The 19,507-nt window shown below is 73.7% G+C and carries 21 protein-coding genes and 1 riboswitch; of the genes, 11 read left to right on the top strand and 10 right to left on the bottom strand.

What is annotated here, in order from left to right; genetic code table 11:
- Positions 1 to 16: 16 nt before the first annotated feature.
- Positions 17 to 295 (bottom strand): metal-sensitive transcriptional regulator, encoded by a 279-nt coding sequence (locus ACIGO6_RS07800; RefSeq protein WP_003978241.1) that lies wholly within the window; start codon positions 293 to 295, stop codon positions 17 to 19.
- Positions 296 to 402: 107 nt separating this feature from the next.
- On the opposite strand from ACIGO6_RS07800, the gene ACIGO6_RS07795 reads away from it, so the two are divergent.
- The 3 genes from ACIGO6_RS07795 (at position 403) to ACIGO6_RS07785 (ending at position 3,400) form a co-directional block, all read left to right on the top strand.
- Positions 403 to 987, top strand: a complete 585-nt coding sequence (locus ACIGO6_RS07795) for a rhodanese-like domain-containing protein (protein WP_399872771.1) — start codon at positions 403 to 405, stop codon at positions 985 to 987.
- 85 nt (positions 988 to 1,072) lie between these two features.
- Entirely contained in the window at positions 1,073 to 1,696 is a 624-nt protein-coding gene (locus ACIGO6_RS07790; protein WP_399872768.1) for a TetR/AcrR family transcriptional regulator, read from the top strand.
- 123 nt (positions 1,697 to 1,819) lie between these two features.
- Complete coding sequence (locus ACIGO6_RS07785) at positions 1,820 to 3,400, top strand: MDR family MFS transporter (protein WP_399873609.1); 1,581 nt, start codon at positions 1,820 to 1,822, stop codon at positions 3,398 to 3,400.
- A 67-nt stretch (positions 3,401 to 3,467) separates the two neighbouring features.
- On the opposite strand, the gene ACIGO6_RS07780 is transcribed toward ACIGO6_RS07785, so the two are convergent.
- The gene (locus ACIGO6_RS07780; protein WP_399872766.1) at positions 3,468 to 3,980 is read right to left on the bottom strand and encodes a GNAT family N-acetyltransferase; all 513 of its coding nucleotides are present in this window, start codon (positions 3,978 to 3,980) and stop codon (positions 3,468 to 3,470) included.
- 230 nt (positions 3,981 to 4,210) lie between these two features.
- Between ACIGO6_RS07780 and ACIGO6_RS07775 the strand changes: the two genes are divergently transcribed.
- Entirely contained in the window at positions 4,211 to 4,666 is a 456-nt protein-coding gene (locus ACIGO6_RS07775; protein WP_399872764.1) for a flavodoxin family protein, read from the top strand.
- 51 nt (positions 4,667 to 4,717) lie between these two features.
- Here ACIGO6_RS07775 and ACIGO6_RS07770 read toward each other — a convergent pair whose 3' ends face one another.
- The 5 genes from ACIGO6_RS07770 to ACIGO6_RS07750 all read right to left on the bottom strand — a co-directional run bounded on the left by ACIGO6_RS07770 (position 4,718) and on the right by ACIGO6_RS07750 (position 9,243).
- Entirely contained in the window at positions 4,718 to 5,524 is an 807-nt protein-coding gene (locus tag ACIGO6_RS07770) for an ABC transporter ATP-binding protein (protein WP_399872761.1), read from the bottom strand.
- Positions 5,521 to 6,561, bottom strand: coding sequence for a FecCD family ABC transporter permease (locus ACIGO6_RS07765; RefSeq protein WP_399872758.1), 1,041 nt, complete (start codon positions 6,559 to 6,561; stop codon positions 5,521 to 5,523). Before ACIGO6_RS07765 ends, ACIGO6_RS07770 begins: the two co-directional genes overlap by 4 nt.
- Positions 6,558 to 7,640 carry an ABC transporter substrate-binding protein gene (locus ACIGO6_RS07760; RefSeq protein ID WP_399872755.1) on the bottom strand — a complete coding sequence of 361 codons (1,083 nt, stop codon included), beginning with the start codon at positions 7,638 to 7,640 and terminating at the stop codon, positions 6,558 to 6,560. The genes ACIGO6_RS07765 and ACIGO6_RS07760 overlap by 4 nt, the downstream gene beginning before the upstream one ends.
- Before the next feature lie 62 nt (positions 7,641 to 7,702).
- Positions 7,703 to 7,889: riboswitch (cobalamin riboswitch) on the bottom strand.
- Positions 7,890 to 7,917: 28 nt separating this feature from the next.
- The gene (locus ACIGO6_RS07755) at positions 7,918 to 8,850 is read right to left on the bottom strand and encodes a M56 family metallopeptidase (protein WP_399872752.1); all 933 of its coding nucleotides are present in this window, start codon (positions 8,848 to 8,850) and stop codon (positions 7,918 to 7,920) included.
- 6 nt (positions 8,851 to 8,856) lie between these two features.
- Positions 8,857 to 9,243 carry a BlaI/MecI/CopY family transcriptional regulator gene (locus tag ACIGO6_RS07750; RefSeq protein ID WP_399872750.1) on the bottom strand — a complete coding sequence of 129 codons (387 nt, stop codon included), beginning with the start codon at positions 9,241 to 9,243 and terminating at the stop codon, positions 8,857 to 8,859.
- A gap of 172 nt (positions 9,244 to 9,415) precedes the next feature.
- Here ACIGO6_RS07750 and ACIGO6_RS07745 point away from each other — a divergent pair, with 172 nt between their 5' ends.
- The gene (locus ACIGO6_RS07745) at positions 9,416 to 10,732 is read left to right on the top strand and encodes a phytase (RefSeq protein WP_399872749.1); all 1,317 of its coding nucleotides are present in this window, start codon (positions 9,416 to 9,418) and stop codon (positions 10,730 to 10,732) included.
- A 30-nt stretch (positions 10,733 to 10,762) separates the two neighbouring features.
- Here ACIGO6_RS07745 and ACIGO6_RS07740 read toward each other — a convergent pair whose 3' ends face one another.
- The 3 genes from ACIGO6_RS07740 to ACIGO6_RS07730 form a co-directional block, all read right to left on the bottom strand.
- Positions 10,763 to 12,454 carry a tetratricopeptide repeat protein gene (locus ACIGO6_RS07740; RefSeq protein ID WP_399872748.1) on the bottom strand — a complete coding sequence of 564 codons (1,692 nt, stop codon included), beginning with the start codon at positions 12,452 to 12,454 and terminating at the stop codon, positions 10,763 to 10,765.
- 125 nt (positions 12,455 to 12,579) lie between these two features.
- Complete coding sequence (locus ACIGO6_RS07735; protein WP_399872745.1) at positions 12,580 to 14,577, bottom strand: DUF1996 domain-containing protein; 1,998 nt, start codon at positions 14,575 to 14,577, stop codon at positions 12,580 to 12,582.
- 76 nt (positions 14,578 to 14,653) lie between these two features.
- On the bottom strand, positions 14,654 to 15,667 hold the full coding sequence (locus ACIGO6_RS07730; RefSeq protein WP_399872743.1) for a zinc-binding dehydrogenase: 1,014 nt from the start codon (positions 15,665 to 15,667) through the stop codon (positions 14,654 to 14,656).
- Between the two features lie 119 nt (positions 15,668 to 15,786).
- Here ACIGO6_RS07730 and ACIGO6_RS07725 point away from each other — a divergent pair, with 119 nt between their 5' ends.
- From ACIGO6_RS07725 to ACIGO6_RS07700, 6 genes are all read left to right on the top strand, one after another.
- Positions 15,787 to 16,377 carry a TetR/AcrR family transcriptional regulator gene (locus ACIGO6_RS07725; RefSeq protein WP_399872741.1) on the top strand — a complete coding sequence of 197 codons (591 nt, stop codon included), beginning with the start codon at positions 15,787 to 15,789 and terminating at the stop codon, positions 16,375 to 16,377.
- Between the two features lie 159 nt (positions 16,378 to 16,536).
- Entirely contained in the window at positions 16,537 to 16,986 is a 450-nt protein-coding gene (locus ACIGO6_RS07720) for a hypothetical protein (protein ID WP_399872739.1), read from the top strand.
- 189 nt (positions 16,987 to 17,175) lie between these two features.
- Complete coding sequence (locus tag ACIGO6_RS07715; RefSeq protein ID WP_399872737.1) at positions 17,176 to 17,832, top strand: class I SAM-dependent methyltransferase; 657 nt, start codon at positions 17,176 to 17,178, stop codon at positions 17,830 to 17,832.
- Between the two features lie 42 nt (positions 17,833 to 17,874).
- The gene (locus ACIGO6_RS07710; RefSeq protein ID WP_399872734.1) at positions 17,875 to 18,192 is read left to right on the top strand and encodes a gas vesicle protein; all 318 of its coding nucleotides are present in this window, start codon (positions 17,875 to 17,877) and stop codon (positions 18,190 to 18,192) included.
- A gap of 36 nt (positions 18,193 to 18,228) precedes the next feature.
- A complete protein-coding gene (locus ACIGO6_RS07705; RefSeq protein ID WP_399872732.1) occupies positions 18,229 to 18,735 on the top strand; it encodes a gas vesicle structural protein GvpA in 507 nt (168 codons plus the stop codon).
- Entirely contained in the window at positions 18,732 to 19,505 is a 774-nt protein-coding gene (locus ACIGO6_RS07700; protein ID WP_399872730.1) for a GvpL/GvpF family gas vesicle protein, read from the top strand. The genes ACIGO6_RS07705 and ACIGO6_RS07700 overlap by 4 nt, the downstream gene beginning before the upstream one ends.
- Positions 19,506 to 19,507 lie beyond the last annotated feature (2 nt).

Here is a 19,507-nt window from a genome sequence, read left to right as displayed (position 1 = left end):
CCGAGGGCCGGGCCGCTCAGGCCAGCGAGAGGAACAGCTTCTCCAGGCGGGCCCGCATCTGGGCCGAGTCCCGCACCTCGGGGTCGTCACTGGTCATGCACTGCTGCAGCCCCGTCGCGATGATCGAGAAACCGGCCCGGTCCAGGGCCCGGGAGACGGCGGCGAGCTGGGTGACCACGTCCTCGCAGTCGCGCCCCTCCTCGATCATCCGGATGACTCCCGCGAGCTGCCCCTGAGCGCGCCGCAGCCGGTTGAGCGCCGACTTCAGCTCGTCGGCCGACATGTCGAGTTCCACGTTTCCTCCTCCACTCCTCCACCGGGCCCCACATACCCCCGCGGGTATCCTACCGCGCGGGGGCGCACGACAACGGGGACGTACAGCAACGAGAAAGGTCCACTTCCATGCCCACCCGCACCGCACCCACCGCCACCCTGACCCCCACGCAGGCCGCCGAACGGTTCGACGAGCTCACCGTCGTCGACGTCCGCTCCCCCGGCGAGTACGCCGGCGGCCACCTGCCCGGCGCGCACAACGTTCCGCTCGACCGGCTGGACGAGGCCGTCGGCGCACTGACGGCGGCCGCCACGCGCGGGCCGCTGGTGCTCGTGTGCGCCTCCGGCAACCGGTCCGCGCAGGGCTGCGCCCGACTGGCGGCGCACGGCATCGAGGCGTCGACCCTGGACGGCGGCACCGGCGCCTGGGCGGCAGCGGGCCGTCCGGTCGAGCGTCCGGCCGGCGCCCGTACACCGTGGCCGATGGACCGGCAGGTGCGCCTCGCCGCCGGATCGCTCGTCGCCCTGGGCTTCCTGGCGGGCCGCGCCTGGCGCCCCGCGCACTGGCTGTCCGGCGCCGTCGGCGCGGGCCTGGTCTTCTCCGGCGTGACCAACACCTGCGGCATGGCCACGGTGCTGGCCCGGCTGCCGCACAACCGGAGCGCCGGGAACGCGACGCCGTTCGAGGAGACGCTGACGCGCCTGGCGGGCTGACCCGGAACACCTCGCGACGGCGGGCGCCGACCCCATGAGGGTGGCGCTCGCCGTCAATTTTGCATGGCGTGCATCTTTGCATACCATGCAACTTATGTCGGAGAGGGGAGCCGCGGGGGGCGGCCTGCGAGAGCGGAAGAAGCGGGCCACGCGTGCCGCGCTCGCCGAGGCCGCGGTACGGCTCGCCGCCGAGCACGGGGCGGAGAAGGTCACCGTGGAGGCGATCAGCGCCGCGGCCGGGGTGTCGGTGCGCACCTTCTTCAACTACTTCGACACGCGTGACGACGCCTTCGTCGTCATCGACGCGGACGCGGGCGCCCGCATGCGGCGCGCCGTGCTCGACGCGCCGGCCGGTCTCTCCCCGCTGGAAGTCCTGCGCGGGGCCATGGCCGCGGAGCTCGCCGAGGCGGAGCAGCAGCACGAGCTGTGGCGGCTGCACGCCGAGGTGCTGCACGCCTCACCGCACCTGCTGGCGCGCGGCGTCGGGGCACACATGGCGGCCGAGGCGGAGCTGGCCCAGGCCATCGCCGAGCGCCTCGGCGACGCGGGCGTCGGCCTCTACCCGCGGCTGCTGGCCGCGGTGGCCGGCACCGCGGTGCGCACCAGCGTGGACCACTGGTCGGCCCACCAGGAGGAAGCCGCGTTCCTCGACGTCTTCCACGAGGTGTTCTCCCTCCTCGCCGCCGGTCTCCCGGCCCCTCCCGCGTAACCGCCTCCGCACCACCTCAGCACCACCTCCCCCGCGCCGGGCGCCGGCGCGAATCGTCAGTCCACCACCGAAAGAGATGCCGTGACCGCAGCCCAGGCGCCCGCCGACGCGCCTCCCACCGCCATGAACCAACGGCAGATACTCCAGGCCATGTCCGGCCTGATGGCCGGCATGTTCGTCGCCATCCTGGCGGGCACCGTCGTGTCCAACGCGCTGCCGACGATCATCGCCGACCTGGGTGCCAGCCAGTCCTCCTACACCTGGGTCGTCACCGCCGAACTGCTGGCGATGACCGCGACCGTGCCCCTGTGGGGCAAGCTGTCCGACCTGTTCAACAAGAAGCTGCTGCTCCAGCTGTCGCTGCTGATGTTCGTGATCGGCTCGCTGCTGGCGGGCTTCTCGCACGACACGACGCTGCTGATCTTCAGCCGGGTCGTGCAGGGCATCGGCGCGGGCGGTCTGACCGCGCTCGCGCAGGTCGTCATGGCCGCCATCATCCCGCCCCGGGAGCTGGGCAAGTACTCCGGCATCTTCGGTGCCGTGTTCGCCGTCGGCACCGTGGCCGGGCCGCTGATCGGCGGTGTGCTGGTGGACACCGACTGGCTGGGCTGGCGCTGGTGCTTCTTCATCGGCGTGCCGTTCGCCCTGCTGGCCATCTTCCTGCTCCAGCGCACACTGAAGCTGCCCACCGTCAAGCGCCAGGTGAAGATCGACTGGTTCGGCGCCTTCCTGATCGTCGCCGGTGTCTGCGCGCTCCTCATCTGGGTCTCCCTGGCGGGCAACCAGTTCGACTGGGCGTCCTGGCAGACCGCCGCGCTCGTCATCGGCGGTGTGCTGCTGCTGGGTCTCGCGGTCCTCGTCGAGGCCCGCACCGACGAGCCGGTGATCCCGCTCGACATCTTCAAGAACCGCACGGTCACCCTGACCACGATCGCCAGCCTCCTGGTCGGTGTCGCCATGTTCGGCGGGACCGTCTTCCTCTCGCAGTACTTCCAGGTCTCCCTGGGCAAGTCGCCGACGATCGCCGGTCTGATGAGCCTGCCGATGATCCTCGGTCTGCTGGTGTCGTCCACCGTCGCCGGCCAGCTGATCAGCCGGACCGGCAAGTGGAAGAGCTACCTGGTGGCGGGCGCGGTCATCATGACCGCCGGACTCGCCCTGCTCTCCCTGATCGACGCCGAGACCCACTTCGGGCTGCTCAGCATCTACATGGCCGTGCTCGGTGTCGGCGTCGGCATGCTGATGCAGAACCTGGTGCTCGCCGCGCAGAACGACGTCCCGGCGGCCGAGCTGGGCGCCGCGACCTCCGTGCTGTCCTTCTTCCGCAGCATGGGCGGCACGATCGGTACCAGCGTCCTGGGCGCGATCCTCGCCAACCGGGTCGCCGACGAGATGACCAAGGGGCTGGAGAAGGCGGGCGCCGCCGGTGCCGCCGAGGGCGGCTCGGGCGGCGGTCACGGGGCCGTCCCGGACATGAGCACGCTGCCCGCCCCGATGCGGGAGATCGTGGAGCACGCCTACGGCGTCGCCACCGCGGACCTGTTCCTCGTCGCCACGCCGTTCGCGCTGCTCGCGCTGGTGGCCGTGGTCTTCATCAAGGAGAAGCCGCTGAAGACCACGAGCGGCATGGAGCGCCTGGCCGAGGAGGCCGGTGAGGCCGCCGCCGTGCCGACCGGGAAGGGTCCGGCGGCGCCCGTCGCCTGAGGCACCCGGCACCAGCGGGGCCGCCTGTCCGATCCGGGCAGGCGGCCCCGCTGTCGTGTGCCGCCGGTCAGATGCCGAACGGTGCCGCGTAGCGGACGGTGCCCGCGGGAAGCGGGTGGCCGGCGTCCAGGGTGAGGGCCATGAGGGCCTCGTCCGGGACGTCGATGGTCAGGCCGATGCCGTGGGCCGAGGCCCGGGTGAAGCCGAACCGGGGGTAGTAGTCCGGGTGGCCGAGGACGACGACGTGACGCTCGCCCTTCCGCCCGGCCGCGGTGAGCGCCGCCCGGACGGCCGCGGACCCGGCGCCGCTGTGCTGACGCTCGGGCCGTACGGCGACGGGTGCCAGGCACAGCGCCGGGCTGTCCCCGATGTGGCAGCGGGTCAGCAGGGCGTGGCCGACGGGACGGTCGTGGTCGTCGACCGCGACGACGGACAGTCCGTCGATCCACGCGTCGGGGTCGGCGCGCAGCGCGTCGACGAGAGCGGCCTCTTCCGGGGTGGGGAAGGCGGCGCGGACGATGTCACGGACGGCGGGGATGTCGGCGCCGGTCTCGGCGCGCGTGATCCAGGTGTGGGACATGACGGGACGAGGATCCCTTTCCAGGTGTGCGGTTCGTCAGGGTCGGACGGTGGCCCGGGTCGCGAGGGCGGCCCGGGCGCCGCGAAGAGCGGCTTCGAGCGCGGTCATCAACCCCACCTCCTGGGTGTGCCGGTCCTTCTCGGCCTGTGTCGAACACGAACGGGAGCCAGTGTACGCGCGGCCACGGCGGGTCCTTGCGGTCGGCGGGTGCCGGGCGGCAGGCTTCGGGGGTGGCCACCTTGCTGATCGTGCATCACACGCCGTCGCCGAACTGCCAGGCGATGCTGGAGTCCGTCGTGTCCGGGGCGACCGCCCCCGAGATCGAGGGGGTGCGGGTGGTCCGGCGGGCGGCGCTGACGGCCACGGCGCTGGACGTGCTGGAGGCCGACGGATACCTGTTGGGCACACCGGCGAACCTGGGGTACATGTCCGGGGCCCTGAAACACTTCTTCGACCAGGTCTACTACCCGTGCCTGGACGAGACGCGCGGCCGGCCCTTCGGCTACTACGTGCACGGCGGCAGCGACACCACGGGCGCGGTGCGCGGCATCGAGGCGGTCACCACGGGCCTCGGCTGGCAGCGCGCGGCGGCGGCGGTGAGCGTGGCCGGTGAGCCCGCCAAGGCCGACCTGGAGGCCTGCTGGGAGTTGGGGGCGACACTCGCCGCCGGGCTGATGGACGGCTGACGCCGACGACGGACGGGGCGTGCGCGCCGGGTCAGCCGTCGCCCGCGCCGCTCACCGCGGGGCGGTCGGTGCCGGGCTCGGTGGCCGTTGCGCCAGCGTGCCGAGGAACCGGACGTGCGGACGGCCGCCCGGTCCGGTACCGGTGACCTCGGCGCGTACCCGGTACACGTCCGCGACCAGGTCCGCCGTGAGGATCTCCCCGGGGTCGCCCGCCGCCACCACCCGTCCCTCGGACAGCACCACGAGATGGTCGCAGTACATCGCCGCGAGGTTGAGGTCGTGCAGCGCGACGACGGTGGTGACGGGCAGGGCGGCGACGAGGGCCAGCACGTCCAGCTGGTGCTGGATGTCGAGGTGGTTGGTCGGTTCGTCCAGCAGGAGTTCGCGCGGCTGCTGGGCGAGGGCGCGGGCGATCTGGACGCGTTGCCGTTCGCCGCCGGAGAGGGTGTGCCAGAGCCGGTCGGCCTGCCCGGTCAGACCGGTGCGCTCCAGGGCGTCCGTGACCGCCTCCTCGTCGGCCGCCGAGGCCGGGACCCAGGCGCGGCGGTGCGGGATCCGGCCGAGCCGGACCACGTCCCGCACGGTCAGCTCGACCTGGGTGTCCGCCTGCTGCTCGACCACGGCCACCCGCCGGGCGACGTCCCGGCGGCCCACCCGGTCCAGCGGGCGGCCGTCGAGGGTGACGACGCCGCCGGCCGGGGCGAGGACGCCGGAGAGCAGCCGCAGCAGGGTGGACTTGCCCGAGCCGTTGGGGCCGAGCAGACCGGTCGTCGCGCCGGCCCGGGGGCTCAGGCTGACGCCGTCCAGGATCAGCCGCCCGCCGGCGGCGCGGGAGACCCGCTCGGCGCTCAGCGTCACCGTGCCCTCCGGGTGCGATGGAGTACGAGCACGAAGACGGGCACACCGATCAGCGAGGTCACCACGCCCACCGGGACCTCCTGGGGTTCGAGGACGGTACGGGCCAGGGTGTCGACCCAGACCAGGAACACCGCACCGGCGAGCGCGCAGACCGGCAACATCCGGGCGTGGCCGGGGCCGGTCAGCGCCCGTACGGCGTGCGGCAGTACCAGGCCGACGAAGCCGATGGCGCCGGCCGAGGCGACCAGGGCCGCGGTGAGCAGTGCGGTGGCGCACAGCAGCACCAGCCGGGTGCGGGCGACGTGGACGCCGAGCGTGGCCGCGGCGTCCTGGCCGAAGGCGAAGGCGTCCAGCGTCCGGGCGTACCCGAGGCACACGGCCAGGACCGGCAGCAGGACCGCGGTGCCGGTCCATACATCCGTCCAGTCCGCGCCGCCGAGCGAGCCGAGCAGCCAGAACAGCACGCCGCGGGTGGTCTCGGCGTCGGCCGCGGTCATCACCACGAAGGAGGTGAGCGCCGAGAACAGCTGCATCGCCGCCACGCCCGCGAGCACCACACGGTCCGTGGAGCCGCCCAGGCTGTGGCTCAGCAGCATCACCAGCGCGAACGAGCACACCGCCCCGAGGAAGGCGCCGCCCGAGACGGACAGCGCGCCACCGCCCACGCCGAGGACGACGACCAGGACGGCCCCGGTCGAGGCGCCGGAGGAGACGCCCAAAACGAAGGGGTCGGCGAGCGGGTTGCGCAGCAGGGACTGGAGTACGGCCCCGCACACGGCGAGTCCGGCGCCGCACACCGCGGCGAGGAGGGTGCGGGGCAGCCGCAGATCCCAGACGATGCCGTCGCGGATCGGCGTGACGTCCGCGGCGCCGGGGCTGCCGCCGAGGTGGGCGACGACCACGGACCACACCTCCGTGACGCCGACGTCCGCCGGGCCGATGGTGACGGCGACGGCCACGGAGGCGCACAGGGCGGCGATCCCGGCGGCCGTCCACACGGGGTACCGGCGGCCGGTCGGGCGTAGGGCGGAGGTCACTTGGTGAGCCCGTGGGAGCGCAGCGCCGCCGCCAGCTTCTCCACGCCCTCGACGGTGCGGACGGTGGGGTTCATGGCCTGTCCGCTGAGCAGCACGTACCGCTTCTTCCGGACGGCGGTCATGTTCCTGGTGACGGGGTGGGACTCCAGGAACTCGATCTTCTTCGCTGCCGTTTCGGCGGTCTGGGACCTGCGGGTGAGGTCGCCGAGGACCAGGACGTCGGGGTCGCGGTCGGCGACGGTCTCCCAGCCGATCTGCGGCCATTCCTCGCGGGTGTCGTCCATGACGTTCTTCGCGCCGACCGCGCGGGTCATGATGCCGGGGGCGCCGCAGCAGCCCGCCAGGTAGGGCGAGGTGGAGTTGGCGAACCAGTACATGACGGTGACGCCGGAGGCGTCGATGCCCGCGGTCGCCCTGTCGACGCGGGCCCTGAGGTCGGCGACCAGCCTCTCGCCGCGCTCCTCGACGTCGAAGACCCGGGCGAGGTCGCGGACTTCGCCGTACACGGTCTCCATGGTCAGTGGCTCGCTGCGGCTGCCGTCGCCGTCGCCGCTGTTGTCCTTGCCGACGCAGTCGGACGGGGACAGGTAGGCCGGCACGCCCAGTTCGGTGAACTGCTCGCGGGTGGCGACGCCGCCGGTGCCGAGGGTGGAGGCGAAGGAGGCGGCGACGAAGTCGGGTTCGGCGTCCAGGACCGTCTCGAAGGACGGCATGTCGTCGGCGAGCCGGGGCACACCGGCGTTCGCCTTCTCCAGGCCCTTCATGACCGGGTCGGTCCAGGTGGCGGTGCCCGCCAGGCGGTCGGCGAGGCCGAGTGAGAGCAGGATCTCCGTGGTGCCCTGGTTGAGGGAGACCGCCCGCCGGGGCGGCGCGGTGATCTTCACCTCCTGCCCGCAGTCGGTGACGGTGCGTGGATAGCCGGCGGCCCCGGCCGCCGCGGCGGAGTCGGTGGCGGGCGCTCCGGAGCCGCAGGCGGACGCCAGCAGGGCGCCGGACAGCAACAGGACGGGACCACGGAGCGAACGGCGGGAACGGGGGAAGCGGGCGATGCGGCGGGAGCCGACGGGGCGTGCGGGCAAGGAAGATCCTCTGGCGTCGAGGGCTCATGCGCGAAGCCCGTTCGTACGGTGCGGCCCGCGCCGTACCGCGCGCGGGTGCCAGCAGGTCTTCGGACTCGGGATCGACCGGTCGGGACGCCTTCCCGGACGGCGTGTGCCGCCCAGTGGCCCGTGTCCCGCCCGTCCCCCTCACCGCTGCGCGTCAGCTCCGGATTCTCACCGGATTCCCTGACCCACCAGGTGGGTTCGACTGGCTCCCGCAAGCTACCACAGGGTCACCTGCCGTTGATCAGGTCGGTCACAGGGGCGTCGCGGCGCGGAGGATGAGGAACATGGTGACGGCGGCGTTCGCGGACGACATCGCGGAGACGGCGGTTCCGGCGGCCGCCGCCCATGCCGCGAGGCCCACCGAGGTGAACACCGAGGGCCAGGTGCGGACCGTCGGCGCGGGGCCCAGCAGGGCGGCCACCCGGCGCGGCACCGGGCCGGGCGCCGCGAGGCCGGCGAGGGTGGCGACCGGAGTGCCCCGGGAGACGAGGGCCGCCTTGCCGATCGCGGTCGCCACCGCACGGCGGTCTCCGACGGTCCGCGCGGCGGCCTCGTCCGCCCACCGCTCCGCCGTATAGGCCACGGCGCTCCGCAGGGGCCGCAGGAACGGGTTGGCCAGCGCGGCGAGCCGGACGGCGAGCAGGAAGCGGTGGTGCCGGGCGGCGAGATGGGCCCGCTCGTGGGCGAACAGCGCGCGCCGCTCGGCCGGTTCGAGGCAGTCGAGCAGGGCCGTGCTCACCACCACACGGTCCCGGCGTCCGCCGGGCAGCGCGTACGCGTACGGCACGTCGTCCGGAAGCACGGCCACGCCGGTGCCCGGCAGTCCGGCCAGCGCGCGGTGGGCACGGCGGCGCACCCGGCCGTGCCGCCACAGGGCCCGCGCCGAGGCCACCACCACGGCGCACAGTGCGGGGATCGCGGCCTTGCCGACGACCTCGTCGTACGGCACCGCCGCCCGGACCTCGGGGTCCGACCAGCCGTCGGGCAGGGGGTTGCCCGGCAGCTGAGCGGTGCCCACCACCATCACCAGGGCCAGGCACACCGTGCTGCACAGGGCCATCACCGCGGCGACGGCGGTGAGCAGCCTGGTCGCGGTCCGCGGGTGCAGATGCTGTTCGGCCAGCCGGGCGATCGGCCATGCCGTCAGCGGCAGGACCAGGGGCAGGAAGACGAAGACCCCCATGAGGCGTCAGTCTTCCCCCGCGTCACGCGCGTGCCCCAGCAGTTCGCGCAGCAGCCGCTCGTCGTCCGGCTCGAGGCCGGTGACGAAGCTGGCCAGCACCGCTTCCCGGTCGCTCTCGGCGTCCAGGACCTTGCGCATCTTGCGCGCGGCCAGGCCCGCCTGGTCCGAGGCGGGTGTCCAGGCGAAGGACCGGCCCGCGCGCTCGCGGGCGACCGCGCCCTTCTCCAGCAGCCGGGTGAGGATCGTGATCACCGTGGTGTAGGCGAGGTCGCCGCCCAGGCGCTCCTGCACCCAGCCGGCCGTCGCGGGGCCGTCCGCCTCGCGCAGCGCCGACAGCACCAGCGCCTCCAGCTCGCCCTGCCCCCGCCGCCGCGGACGCCGGTGGTCCGTCACGGCCCGCCTCCTTCCGCCGCTGTGCGTGTGGTGAGGTCACATCGTATAGAAGCCCGCGTGTTCCCCCGCCGGACGCTCTGCCTTCACCACCGGGACCCCGCGGCGACCCGCTCCACCACCAAGATCGCCCGGTGAACCCTGTTGTCATGTTTCCGACTTGAGGAGTACCGGAGTGACCAGACACCACCTCAGTCTGCCGGTCGCCTGCGCCCTCGCCGCGGCCGTCGCGCTGCTCCCGTCGGCGCCGGCCGCGGCCGGCGCCGACGACGCGCTGCCGACCGTCCAGCCACGGTCCGAGACGGCCACCCTGTACGACGACGAGGCCGGCGGCAACGCCGACGCGGACGACCCCGCGATCTGGCGCAACCCGGCCGACCCCGACCGCAGCCTCGTCGTCGCCACCGCCAAGGAGGGCGGGCTGCGCGTCTACGACCTCGACGCACAGCTCGTGCAGTCGGTCTCCGCTCCCCCCGGGCCCGGCCCCGACGACGCACCCGGCCGCTTCAACAACGTCGACCTCGTGCACGGCATGAAGCTGACCACCGGCCGCGCCGACCTCGCGGTCACCACCGACCGCGGCAACGACCGGCTGCGTGTCTACCGCGTCGACCCGGCCGACCCGGACCGGCCCCTCGAGGACGTCACCGATCCGGCCGCCGCGCCGGTCTTCTCCGCCGACCAGGCCGAGATCAACGAGGAGCGCACCGCGTACGGCCTGGCCACCTGGACCGACCGGACGACCGGCCGCTCGTACGCCCTGGTCAGCCGGCGCGAGCGCACCAGGCTCGCCCTCCTGGAACTGACCCCGACCGCCTCCGGGCACGTCGGCTACCGCCAGGTCCGCACCCTGGACCTGCCCGCGTCCTTCCGGCTGCCGAACGGCACCGACTGGTCCCCCTGCGCGGAGCCCGGCGAGCTGCCCCAGGTCGAGGGCATGGTCGTCGACCCGGCGAACGGCACGCTCTACGCCGGCCAGGAGGACGTCGGCGTCTGGCGCCTGCGCGCCGACCTGACCGGCACGCCCCGGCTCGTCGACAAGGTCCGGGAGTACGGGGTCCCGGCCACCTACGACGAGGCCACCGACGAGTGCGTCGCCGGTGCCGACCCCGGATACGGCGGCACCCGGCTGTCCGCCGACGTCGAGGGTCTGACGCTCCTCGAGGAGTCGGACGGGGACGGCCACCTGCTGGCCTCCAGCCAGGGCGACAACACCTTCGTCGCCTACGACCGCGAGATCGGCGACCGCAACGAGTACGAGGGCGGGTTCCGCGTCACGGCCGCCTCGTCCGGCGCGGGAGCCGCGGGCGGCCCCGACGGCTCCGAGGAGTGCGACGGTGCCGCGGTGCTCAACCAGCCGCTGGGCAGCCGCTACCCCGACGGCCTGCTCGTCGTGCAGGACGGCCACGACGCGCCCGGTGACGGCGACCGGGCCGCCACCAACTTCAAGTTCGTCGACCTGGGTGACGTCAAGGACGCGCTCGACGACTGACGTCCGTCGGCACCGGGCCGGTTCACCGGTTCAGCGGTCCGTGGCGCAGCAGCCGCCGTCCGGTCCACCCGTGACCGGTCCGGTGCCGAGGCGGCAGAAGCAGGAGGCCTCGACCGGAACGTCCGCCAGCGCGGCGGCGAGCGTCAGCTGCTGCGCCACGATGCGCGCCTCCCCCGTCCTGCCGAGGCGCACCAGGCACTCGTGGAGGCCGTGCAGGGACCACACGTTGCCGGGGTGCTGCAGGGCGCGGGGCAGGCTGTCGTCCAGGCCCAGGTCGGCCCGGTAGACCGCCTCGGCCTCCGCGACACGGCCCTGTTCCAGGAGCAGGGCGCCGTAGGCGTGCCGGGTGGGCTGCATCCAGCCCCACGGCTCGTCGTAGGGGAGGTTGTCGTCCAGTTCGATGGAGTGTTCCAGAGCGGCGAAGGCGGCGGCGTGGTCGCCCTTGCGGTACTCCAGTTCGCCGTCGAGCATGGCGGAGGCGATGGCGAGGATGTCGGCGCAGGTGTTGTTGAACAGCATGCGTGTCTCCGGCACCCGGGCCACCGCCTCGCGGAACAGGGTGCGTTCGGTCTCCGCCTCGGCGATCTTGCCGGTGGCCGAGAGGGCGACGCCCCGGGCGTAGTGGAGCATCGCGGTCGTCACGCAGTACAGGCGCTGGTCGGTGGGCAGCGGCAGCCGGAGGATGTCCGTCCAGCGGCCGAACCGGATCAGGACGTGCACCCGCATGGCCAGGAAGCCCTCCAGCCAGTCGGCCATCGGCGGGCTCTCGACGCGCAGCAGTTCCTCGGGGACGGACGCCTCCAGTTGCGCGGCGGTGTCGAGGGCCACCTCGTACTGGCCGAGGAACATCGCGCCGTAGATCCTGAAGTGGTAGTTGTGCGAACGGTAGAGGGTGTAGAAGTTCATCGCGCCGGCCCGCGCGTGGTACTTCTCGTCGGCGGCGATCGCGGCGGTGTTGTCCGAGACCACGCGCCGGTAGTCGCCGCACAGGACTTCGAGGTGCGAGGGCATGTGGAGGAGGTGCCCGGCGTCGGGGACCAGGCCGCGCAGCCGGTCCGCGACGGTGAGGGCCACCTCGGGGGTGGCGGACATCTCCATCAGGTGGACGTACAGGTGCACGACGCCCGGGTGGTCGCGTCCGGCCGCGGTGGCCAGCGCCCGGTCGAGGACGTCCTTCGCCTCCAGGGTGCGGGCCCCCTCGGCGGGCCGGCCCGTGCGCAGGTCCCACAGCTGCCAGGGCGTCAGGTTCATGAGCGCGTCGGCGTAGAGGGTGCTCACGTCCAGGTCGTCGGGGGCGAGTTCGTATACGGTCCGCATGCTCTCGGCGTACGGCGCGTTCCACACCGAGCAGTCCTCGACGGCGCGTGCCTGCGGGTAGCGGGCGCGCAGGGCGCCGATCAGGGCGCGTTCGACCGGGGTGGCCCGGTCCGCCTTCTCGTGGGCGCGTTCGACGGCGGCGTGGGTGCGCTCGACGGTCCGTGCCAGCTCCTGGGCGTCGAAGGCCTCCCAGGGCTTGTTGTAGTTCGGGCCGAGGGCGTAGGCGATGCCCCAGTCGGCCATGGCGCAGTCCGGGTCGGCCGCGGCGGCGGCCTCGAAGCAGGAGACGGCCTCCTCGTGGTGGAAGGCGTACGTCCACACGAGCCCGCGGTCGAACCACCGCTGGGCCTCGGGGGACGAGGTCGTCACGGGGCGACCGTGGGTGCCGAGGTCGTAGTAGTCCATGGGCGACGTATACCGCACGCCGGGGCGGCCATGAGGGAGGTCGCGGGTCGGTCACACCGACCGGTGTCCCCGCCGGACGCGGTGCGTCCGGCGGGGGGTGGGGTCACGGGCTCACGGGGCCGGCGTCACGGCGCACGCCGCCTGGAGCGGATCAGCAGCACACAGCCGCCGGCGAAGAGGACGCCGCCGAGCGCCGCGGGCCACAGGCCGAGGCCGGAGCCGGTCTCGGCGAGGCCGCCCTGTGTGGCCTGCGGTGCGGTCGACGGGCCGGCCGCGGCCTCGTCGCCGGTGCTTGCCGCCCTGGTCGTCCCGGGTGCGGCGCTGCCGGCGTCGGCCGGAGTGGCGGCAGGGGTGTCGGCCGGGGTCGTGGCGGACCGGGGCTCGGCGCTCGCGGAGGCGTCGGTCTTCCCGTCCTGACCCGCCACGGGTGCCGAGGCGGTGGCGGTCTGCTCGGCCGGGGGTTCGGCGGTCTGCTCGGCGGGGCTTTCGGTCGGCTGCTCCTCCGGACTCTTGGTCGGCTGCTCCTGCGGGTTCTCGGTCTGCTGTTCCTGCGGGTTCCCGGTCGGCTGTTCCTCCGGACTCTCGGTCGGCTGCTCCTGCGGGTCCTCCGCACCCTGTTCCGGACCGCACGTGCGGCCGCTGTTGATGCAGTCGGTCATCTCCCGCATCAGGTCCTCGTCGAAGACGTTGATGAAGTCGCTGTGGTCCGTGACCGGCTTGTGCAGCTGCTCGGGGAAGGAGTCCACGGCGAACAGCGGAACGGTCCGGCCCCCGTCCTGGAGACTGGGCGCCTCGACGTCGTACACGATGCGCTGCACCAGGCGCGGGACGGCCTCGAAGCCGTCCGGGCAACTGCCGTCGGCGGCGGCGAAGGCGACATGGGTGCGGTGGTTGGCGCTGTCGATGTTGCGGCCGTCCCAGCAGCTCTGGAAGGTGAAGGTGCGCACCACGTCGCTGCCGGAGGGACAGAGCGGGTACTTGTCCTTCAGCTGCCGGTCCTCGAAACCGGTGCAGCTCCAGGAGGCGTTCGCGTTGGTGTCGCCGTTGACGAACGCCTTCGCGTCACCGGTGATGATGCGCAGCAGCCGCGGCATCTCCGTGACCTTGCCCTGCTCGTTGCCCTCGAACGTCAGCGTCACCTCGGCCGGCGTGACGATCTCGCCGGCGTTGCCCTCGATGCCGCCGCCGGGTGACTCGGCGTCCTGCTCGACGGTGCCGTTCTGCAGCCGCAGCACGGGCCAGTAGTACGAGGACTTGTCGCCCTGGTCCGCGCAGCTGGTGCCGGCGGCGGCCAGGTCCTCGTCGCCGGCGAAGGCGTCGTTGGCCTGGTTGCCGACGTAGTCGTGGAAGTGGTGGGCGCCGTTGCTGACGCCGGGGGCGGCGATCAGGTTGTCCGAGTTGAACAGGCCCTCGGCGTTGACGCCGCAGCGGGTGGTGAAGGAGCCGCGCGAGGCGTCCTTCTGCCGGGGCGTCTTCACGACGTTGGGCTGGACGGACGTGATGTCGACGTAGTCCGCTGCCACGGGGCCGTTGCCGGCCTGTCCGCCGTTGCCCTGCTGCTCTTCGTCCTCGCCGTCCCCGTCCTGTGTCTGCTGGTCCGGGCTGCCGCTCGGCGCGTCCGCCGGCGCGACCTCGGTGCGCCGCAGCGTGCACTGCACCAGGGCGTCCAGGCCTTCGGGGCGCTCCCCTGCCTTGTCGACGGCGGCGGCGATGCGCTCGATCGTCGTGGCCCGTTCCTTGTTCAACGGGTCGAGGACGGCGCCCTCGTCGAGTCTGCCGTCGTCCGCGGTGCGGGCCGCTTCCTGGAGTTGCCGGTAGGCGGTGGCGATCTGCTGGTCGAGCCGGGCGAGTTCGGTGTCGACCTCCGGTCGCGCCTGCTCCGGCACCGTCGTCAGCCGCTCGCTCGGGTCGGGGCAGTCGACGGTGGCCGCCACTCCGGACGTGCCCAGGGGAACCGCGGCGTTGCCTGCTTCGGTCGCGGAGGCGAACACGTTCACGGCCACCAGGCCGCCGCCCCCCAGTATCAGCGCGCATGCTCCGAAGGTCGCGCGGCGCGCCCCGGTCGGGCGTCTGCGCCTGTTGTGTCCCAAGGCGTGCTCCTGTGTCGTGGCGGACTCGGACATGAAATGCCCCCGGCTCCATACGGAGTCGGGGGCCGGAGCGTTCAACCGCCGAGCGCATTCTCAGCGATCCCTCACCTCACGGGCGCAGGATCAGCCGGATCGGGTCGCCCTCCTTCTTCTCCAGCCGTGCGACGGCCTCGGCGGCCTCCGCCAGCGGCAGCACGCCGCTGACGGAACCGGAGAAGTCCACGCGTCCGCCCTCGATCAGCCGCAGGAGCTGGGGCAGCGCCACCGGCATGTCGGAGCCGTAGTGGCCGAGGATCTGCTGCTGGAGGTAGCTGAAGCGGGTCCCGTCCGTGACGGTGAGCGGCTTGTCGGTCAGGCCGACCAGGACCAGCCGCCCCTTGGGTGCGAGGACGGAGACCGCCTGCTCGCGCACGGGCGGCACGCCCGCGAAGTCGAAGGCGGCGGCGAGCCCCGCCCCGCCGGTCGCCTCGCGGACGGCCTCGCGCAGCTTCGGGTCGGCGGAGTCCAGGGCCAGGTCGGCCCCCGCGGCCAGGGCGCGCTCGCGGGCGACGGGGCTGGGGTCGACGGCCACGACGGGGCAGGCGCCGACGGCCCGCAGCAGCTGCACGGCGTGCACACCGAGCCCGCCGACGCCCCAGACGCCGACCGCCTCGGCGGGGCGCACGGCGCCGGTCTCGGTGATCGCGCCCCACGGGGTGGACACGGCGTCCGGGATGATCGCGCCCTGGTCGAAGGGGATGGCGTCGGGGAGCGGCGTCAGCGCGGTCGCGGCGGACAGGGCGTACTCCGCCCAGCCGCCGTCGTAGTCGACGCCCCGGGTGTAGGTCACGCCGTCGCGCACCTCGCCGGCGTACAGCACGACCCGCTGTCCGGGCGTCCAGCCGGTGACGCCCTCGCCGACCTCGGCGATGGTGCCGGAGACCTCGTGGCCGAGGGTGACCGTGTCGCCCCGGAGCAGCAGCGGGGTGAGTGTGCCGTCGATGAGGTGCACGTCGGACAGGCAGACTCCGGCCGCCTCGACCTTGACCAGCACCTCGCCCGGGCCCGGCTGCGGACGGGGCACCTCTTCCAGTCGCAGGGTGCGGCTCGGGACGTGCAGGCGGGCGGCGAGCATCCGCGCCATGACAGGACCTCCTCGGTGCGGCGGCCCCGGACGGGCCCCCACGGCTCATCCGATCCATCGCAGGTCGACTTGCATTGACCGTACACCCAACGCAAGCAGACTTGCTTTAGGCTGGCCGTATGACCTCTCCGGAACCCGTCGTCCCGCCCCTGCGCCGCCGTGGGGAGCGGATGCGGCGGGCCGTGCTCGCCGCCGCGGTGGAGCTGCTGTCGAGCCAGGGGCTGGCGGGCGCGACCGTCGGCGCCGTCGCCCGGGCCGCCGGGGTGCACGAGACGTCCGTCTACCGCCGCTGGGGCACGCGCGAGAACCTGATCCTGGACGCGCTGTCCACGGAGCTGGACGCCGCGCTGCCGATCCCGGACACCGGGTACGTCCGTGAGGACCTGCTGGGCTTCTTCGGCACCCTGGCCCGGCTGCTGGCCACCCCGCAGGGCCGGGCGCTGCTGCGGCTGAGCGTCGAGCAGGACGACACCCTGGAGGACCGCCGCGGCCCCTACTGGAGCGAGCGCCTCGACCGTGCCGTGGTGATGGTCCGGCGCGGCGTCGAGCGGGGCGAACTGGCCGCGGACACCGACCCCGGGCTGGTCGTCGAGGCCGTCAGCGGCCCGCTGTTCGTGCGGGTGCTGCTCAGCGGGGCGCCGCTGGACGACGCGCTGGTACGGGGGCTGGTCGACCTGGCCCTGGAAGGGACCCGGCCGCGCCCGGAGTGAGCGTCCGGCATCACCCCCGTGCCGCGACCGCCCGCTGCGGGTCCCGGCCCTCACGGGGCACGGCGACCGGCAGCCGGCTCTGTTGGGCGTCCCCGTTCGGGGAACCCGGGGCGCGCCGTGCCCACCCGGGCCCGGCGCCCACACCGAGGGAGTTTCCGGATGTCAGTGACCAAAGGGCTGGTCGCCGGAGCGGCCGGGACCGTCGCGCTGAACCTCACCACGTACGGCGACATGCTGCTGCGCGGCCGGGGATCCAGCGACATGCCGGCCCAGGTCGCGGACCGGTTCGTCGAGCGGGCCGGGCTCGACCTGGGCGACGAGGAGACCACGTCCCACCGCGAGCAGGCCGTCGGGGCGCTCCTCGGCCACGTCACCGGCCTCGGGGTCGGCGCGGCCTACGGGCTGCTGTTGCGGCGGCGGGGCGCGCTGCCGGACTGGGTGGCCGGTCCGCTGCTCGGCGCGGCCGCCATGGCGAGCAGCGATCTGCCGGCCACGGTGCTCGGGGTGACCGACCCGACCGCGTGGGACCGGATCTCGTGGGTGTCGGACATCGTGCCGCATCTGGTGTACGGCTTCACCACGGCATCGGTCTACCAGGCGCTGCGGTGACCGGAGCCGGGGACGGCGCCGGACGACCATGGTCAGGGACGGCCGGTGAGGTCCGGTGACGGCCGGTGGGGCGGTACCTCGCGTCCGGGCCGGCGGGTCGCCCGGCGGTGGGACTCTCTTATCGGCGGCTCGCTCCCGGTGGAACGATGCCCACGGCACCCGGTCATCCCCACGGAAGGGAGCGGCGTCGTGACCGACGAGCAGCAACGGCGGCAGGCCGCGGCCGTGTTCGACGCGCTGGGCGCCGAGTACGAGAAGGCCTTCGCCGCGTCGAAGACGCACCGGCGCTCCCTGGAGTGGCTGCTCGGGCGGCTCGCGCCGGGCAGCCGGGTGCTGGACGTGGGCAGCGGCACGGGCCGGCCCACCGCACAGACGCTCGCGAACGCCGGGCACGACGTGCTGGGCGTCGACGTCTCCCCCGTCATGGTGGACCTGGCGACGCGGCAGGTGCCGGCCGCCTCGTTCCGGTGCGCCGACATCCGTGACGTACCGCTGGAGGACGGCTCGTTCGACGCGGTCTGCGTGTACTTCTCTCTGCTCCAGCTGGACCGGCGGGAGCAGGCGGACCTCGTCCGGCTCCTGGTGCGGGCGCTGCGGCCGGGGGGCTGCATGGTCCTGGCCACCGTGCCGCTGGACGTGGAGGGCGTCGACGCCGTCTTCATGGGGCAGCCCGTGCGCGTGAGCAGCTTCACGGCGCAGGGCCTCGCCGCCGTGGCCGAGGACGCCGGTCTGGAGGTGCTGGCGCAGGAGGCGTCGCTGTTCACTCCGGCGCACCCGGACGCCCGGCCGGAGCCGCATCTCTTCCTGCACTGCCGTCGCCGGACCACCCAGCCCCGGATGGGGTAACTGCGCACGCGCGGACCGGGGCCCGCGGCCAGAGTGGGCAGCATGACAGAACCTGGCGAGCGACGGCGCGGCACGACTTCCACGGCCACGCGCGAGCGTGCGGTGCGGGGCGCCCGGGACGCCGCACAGCGCGCCGCGGACGCCTTGTCCGAGCTGATCCGGCACCGCCTGGAGGGGGTCTCCGCGGTGTGCCGGAGCGAGGGCGACGGCTGGATCGTCAACGTCGACGTGCTCGAGGTGGCCCGCATCCCCGACACCACCAGCCTGCTCGCCACCTACGAGGTCGAACTGGACCCGGCGGGCGACCTGCTCCAGTACCGCAGGATCGCCCGCTACCGGCGCGGTGCCCAGGACCAGTGACCGGGCCCCGAGGCCCGCCCCCGGAAGGACCACCGCATGATCACCTACGACGACGAGCTCGTGTGCGCGCCGCGCGCCGGCACCCTCTACGACGTCCTCGAACTCATCCTCGACCGCGGCATGGTGATCGACGTCTTCGTGCGCGTCTCCCTGGTCGGCATCGAGATCCTGAAGGTGGACGCCCGCATCGTGGTCGCGAGCGTCGACACCTACCTGCGGTTCGCCGAGGCCTGCAACCGCCTGGACCTGGAACACGACGTGCGCTCCAAGACCGTTCCCGAGATGTTCGGCAGCCCGGTGGCCAAGACCATGGGCAAGGCGGGTGCCAAGCGGACCGCGCGCTCCCTGACCGACAAGGTGCGGGACATCCTCACGCCCGAAGAGGAGGAGGCGGAGGAGGCCCTGCCCCGCGCCCGTGAACGCGAGGAACGGGATCGGCCCCCGCAGCGGCCCCGGAGCCGCCGGCCTGCCACACACCCCCGTGACGAGGACGACCGCCCGCGCAGCCGCCCCCGCCGGCGCACGGAGACGGAGGACGAATGACCGCGCCCACCACCGCCACCACGACCACCGCCGCCGCCTCCGTACGGGAGGCCCTGTACGTCTACGGCATCACCCCCGCCGGAGCCCGCACCCCTCGCTCCCCCGGGGTCTGTGGTGCCCCGGTACGACTGCTGACCGAGTCCGGACTGTGCGCGGCGGTCTCCTCCGCGCCGCTTCGGATCCGGCCCCGGCGCCGTGACCTGCTGGCCCATCAGGCCGTACTGGACGAACTGGCGGCGCAGGGACCGCTGCTGCCCATGCGGTTCGCGGTCCTCAGCCCCACGCCGGACGCACTGCACACCCAACTGCGCGCCGACCGCGCGCACTTGGCGCAGCAGCTCGACGGCGTCCGGGGGTGCGTCGAACTCAACGTCAAGGGCACGGTCGTCCCCGGCCACTTCGCCGACCTGGTGCGGCGGGACGAGAAGCTGCGGACGCTGGCCCTGCGGACGCGGCGCCGGCCCGACTACGAGGCCAACGTCCGGCTGGGCGAGGCGATCGCCCTCGGTGTCCGGCGCGAGGCGCGGCGCGCGGCGCGGGAGGTCCTCGACCACCTGTCCCCGCTCGCCGTGCGCACGGTGCGGGGGCCGACCGACGACGACCAGGTGCTGAGCGCCTCGTTCCTGCTGCGCAGCGCCGACGAGGCACGGTTCCGGCAGGCGGTGGACGCGCGGGCCCGCGCGTGCGGGAACCGGCTGGCCCTCAGCGTGACCGGGCCCCTGCCCTGCTACAGCTTCGTCGACCCGTCCCCCGCGCCGGCCGGGCGGTGACG

The organism is Streptomyces sp. NPDC053750 (assembly GCF_044544295.1).
In the GTDB taxonomy this organism is placed as follows: domain Bacteria; phylum Actinomycetota; class Actinomycetes; order Streptomycetales; family Streptomycetaceae; genus Streptomyces.
The sequence above is the reverse complement of the archived record's forward strand: the minus strand, read 5'-3'. Positions and strand labels throughout refer to the sequence as shown.

Bases quoted from the DNA above. Each gene is read 5' to 3' on its own strand.
- ACIGO6_RS07740 (WP_399872748.1), bottom strand. From the start codon at position 12,454: ATGGACTACTACGACCTCGGCACCCACGGTCGCCCCGTGACGACCTCG.
- ACIGO6_RS07700 (WP_399872730.1), top strand. From the start codon at position 18,732: ATGACCGCGCCCACCACCGCCACCACGACCACCGCCGCCGCCTCCGTA.
- ACIGO6_RS07785 (WP_399873609.1), top strand. From the start codon at position 1,820: ATGAACCAACGGCAGATACTCCAGGCCATGTCCGGCCTGATGGCCGGC.
- ACIGO6_RS07780 (WP_399872766.1), bottom strand. From the start codon at position 3,980: ATGTCCCACACCTGGATCACGCGCGCCGAGACCGGCGCCGACATCCCC.
- ACIGO6_RS07705 (WP_399872732.1), top strand. From the start codon at position 18,229: ATGATCACCTACGACGACGAGCTCGTGTGCGCGCCGCGCGCCGGCACC.
- ACIGO6_RS07755 (WP_399872752.1), bottom strand. From the start codon at position 8,850: ATGGGGGTCTTCGTCTTCCTGCCCCTGGTCCTGCCGCTGACGGCATGG.
- ACIGO6_RS07730 (WP_399872743.1), bottom strand. From the start codon at position 15,667: ATGGCGCGGATGCTCGCCGCCCGCCTGCACGTCCCGAGCCGCACCCTG.
- ACIGO6_RS07735 (WP_399872745.1), bottom strand. From the start codon at position 14,577: ATGTCCGAGTCCGCCACGACACAGGAGCACGCCTTGGGACACAACAGG.
- ACIGO6_RS07795 (WP_399872771.1), top strand. From the start codon at position 403: ATGCCCACCCGCACCGCACCCACCGCCACCCTGACCCCCACGCAGGCC.
- ACIGO6_RS07790 (WP_399872768.1), top strand. From the start codon at position 1,073: ATGCAACTTATGTCGGAGAGGGGAGCCGCGGGGGGCGGCCTGCGAGAG.
- ACIGO6_RS07725 (WP_399872741.1), top strand. From the start codon at position 15,787: ATGACCTCTCCGGAACCCGTCGTCCCGCCCCTGCGCCGCCGTGGGGAG.
- ACIGO6_RS07710 (WP_399872734.1), top strand. From the start codon at position 17,875: ATGACAGAACCTGGCGAGCGACGGCGCGGCACGACTTCCACGGCCACG.
- ACIGO6_RS07720 (WP_399872739.1), top strand. From the start codon at position 16,537: ATGTCAGTGACCAAAGGGCTGGTCGCCGGAGCGGCCGGGACCGTCGCG.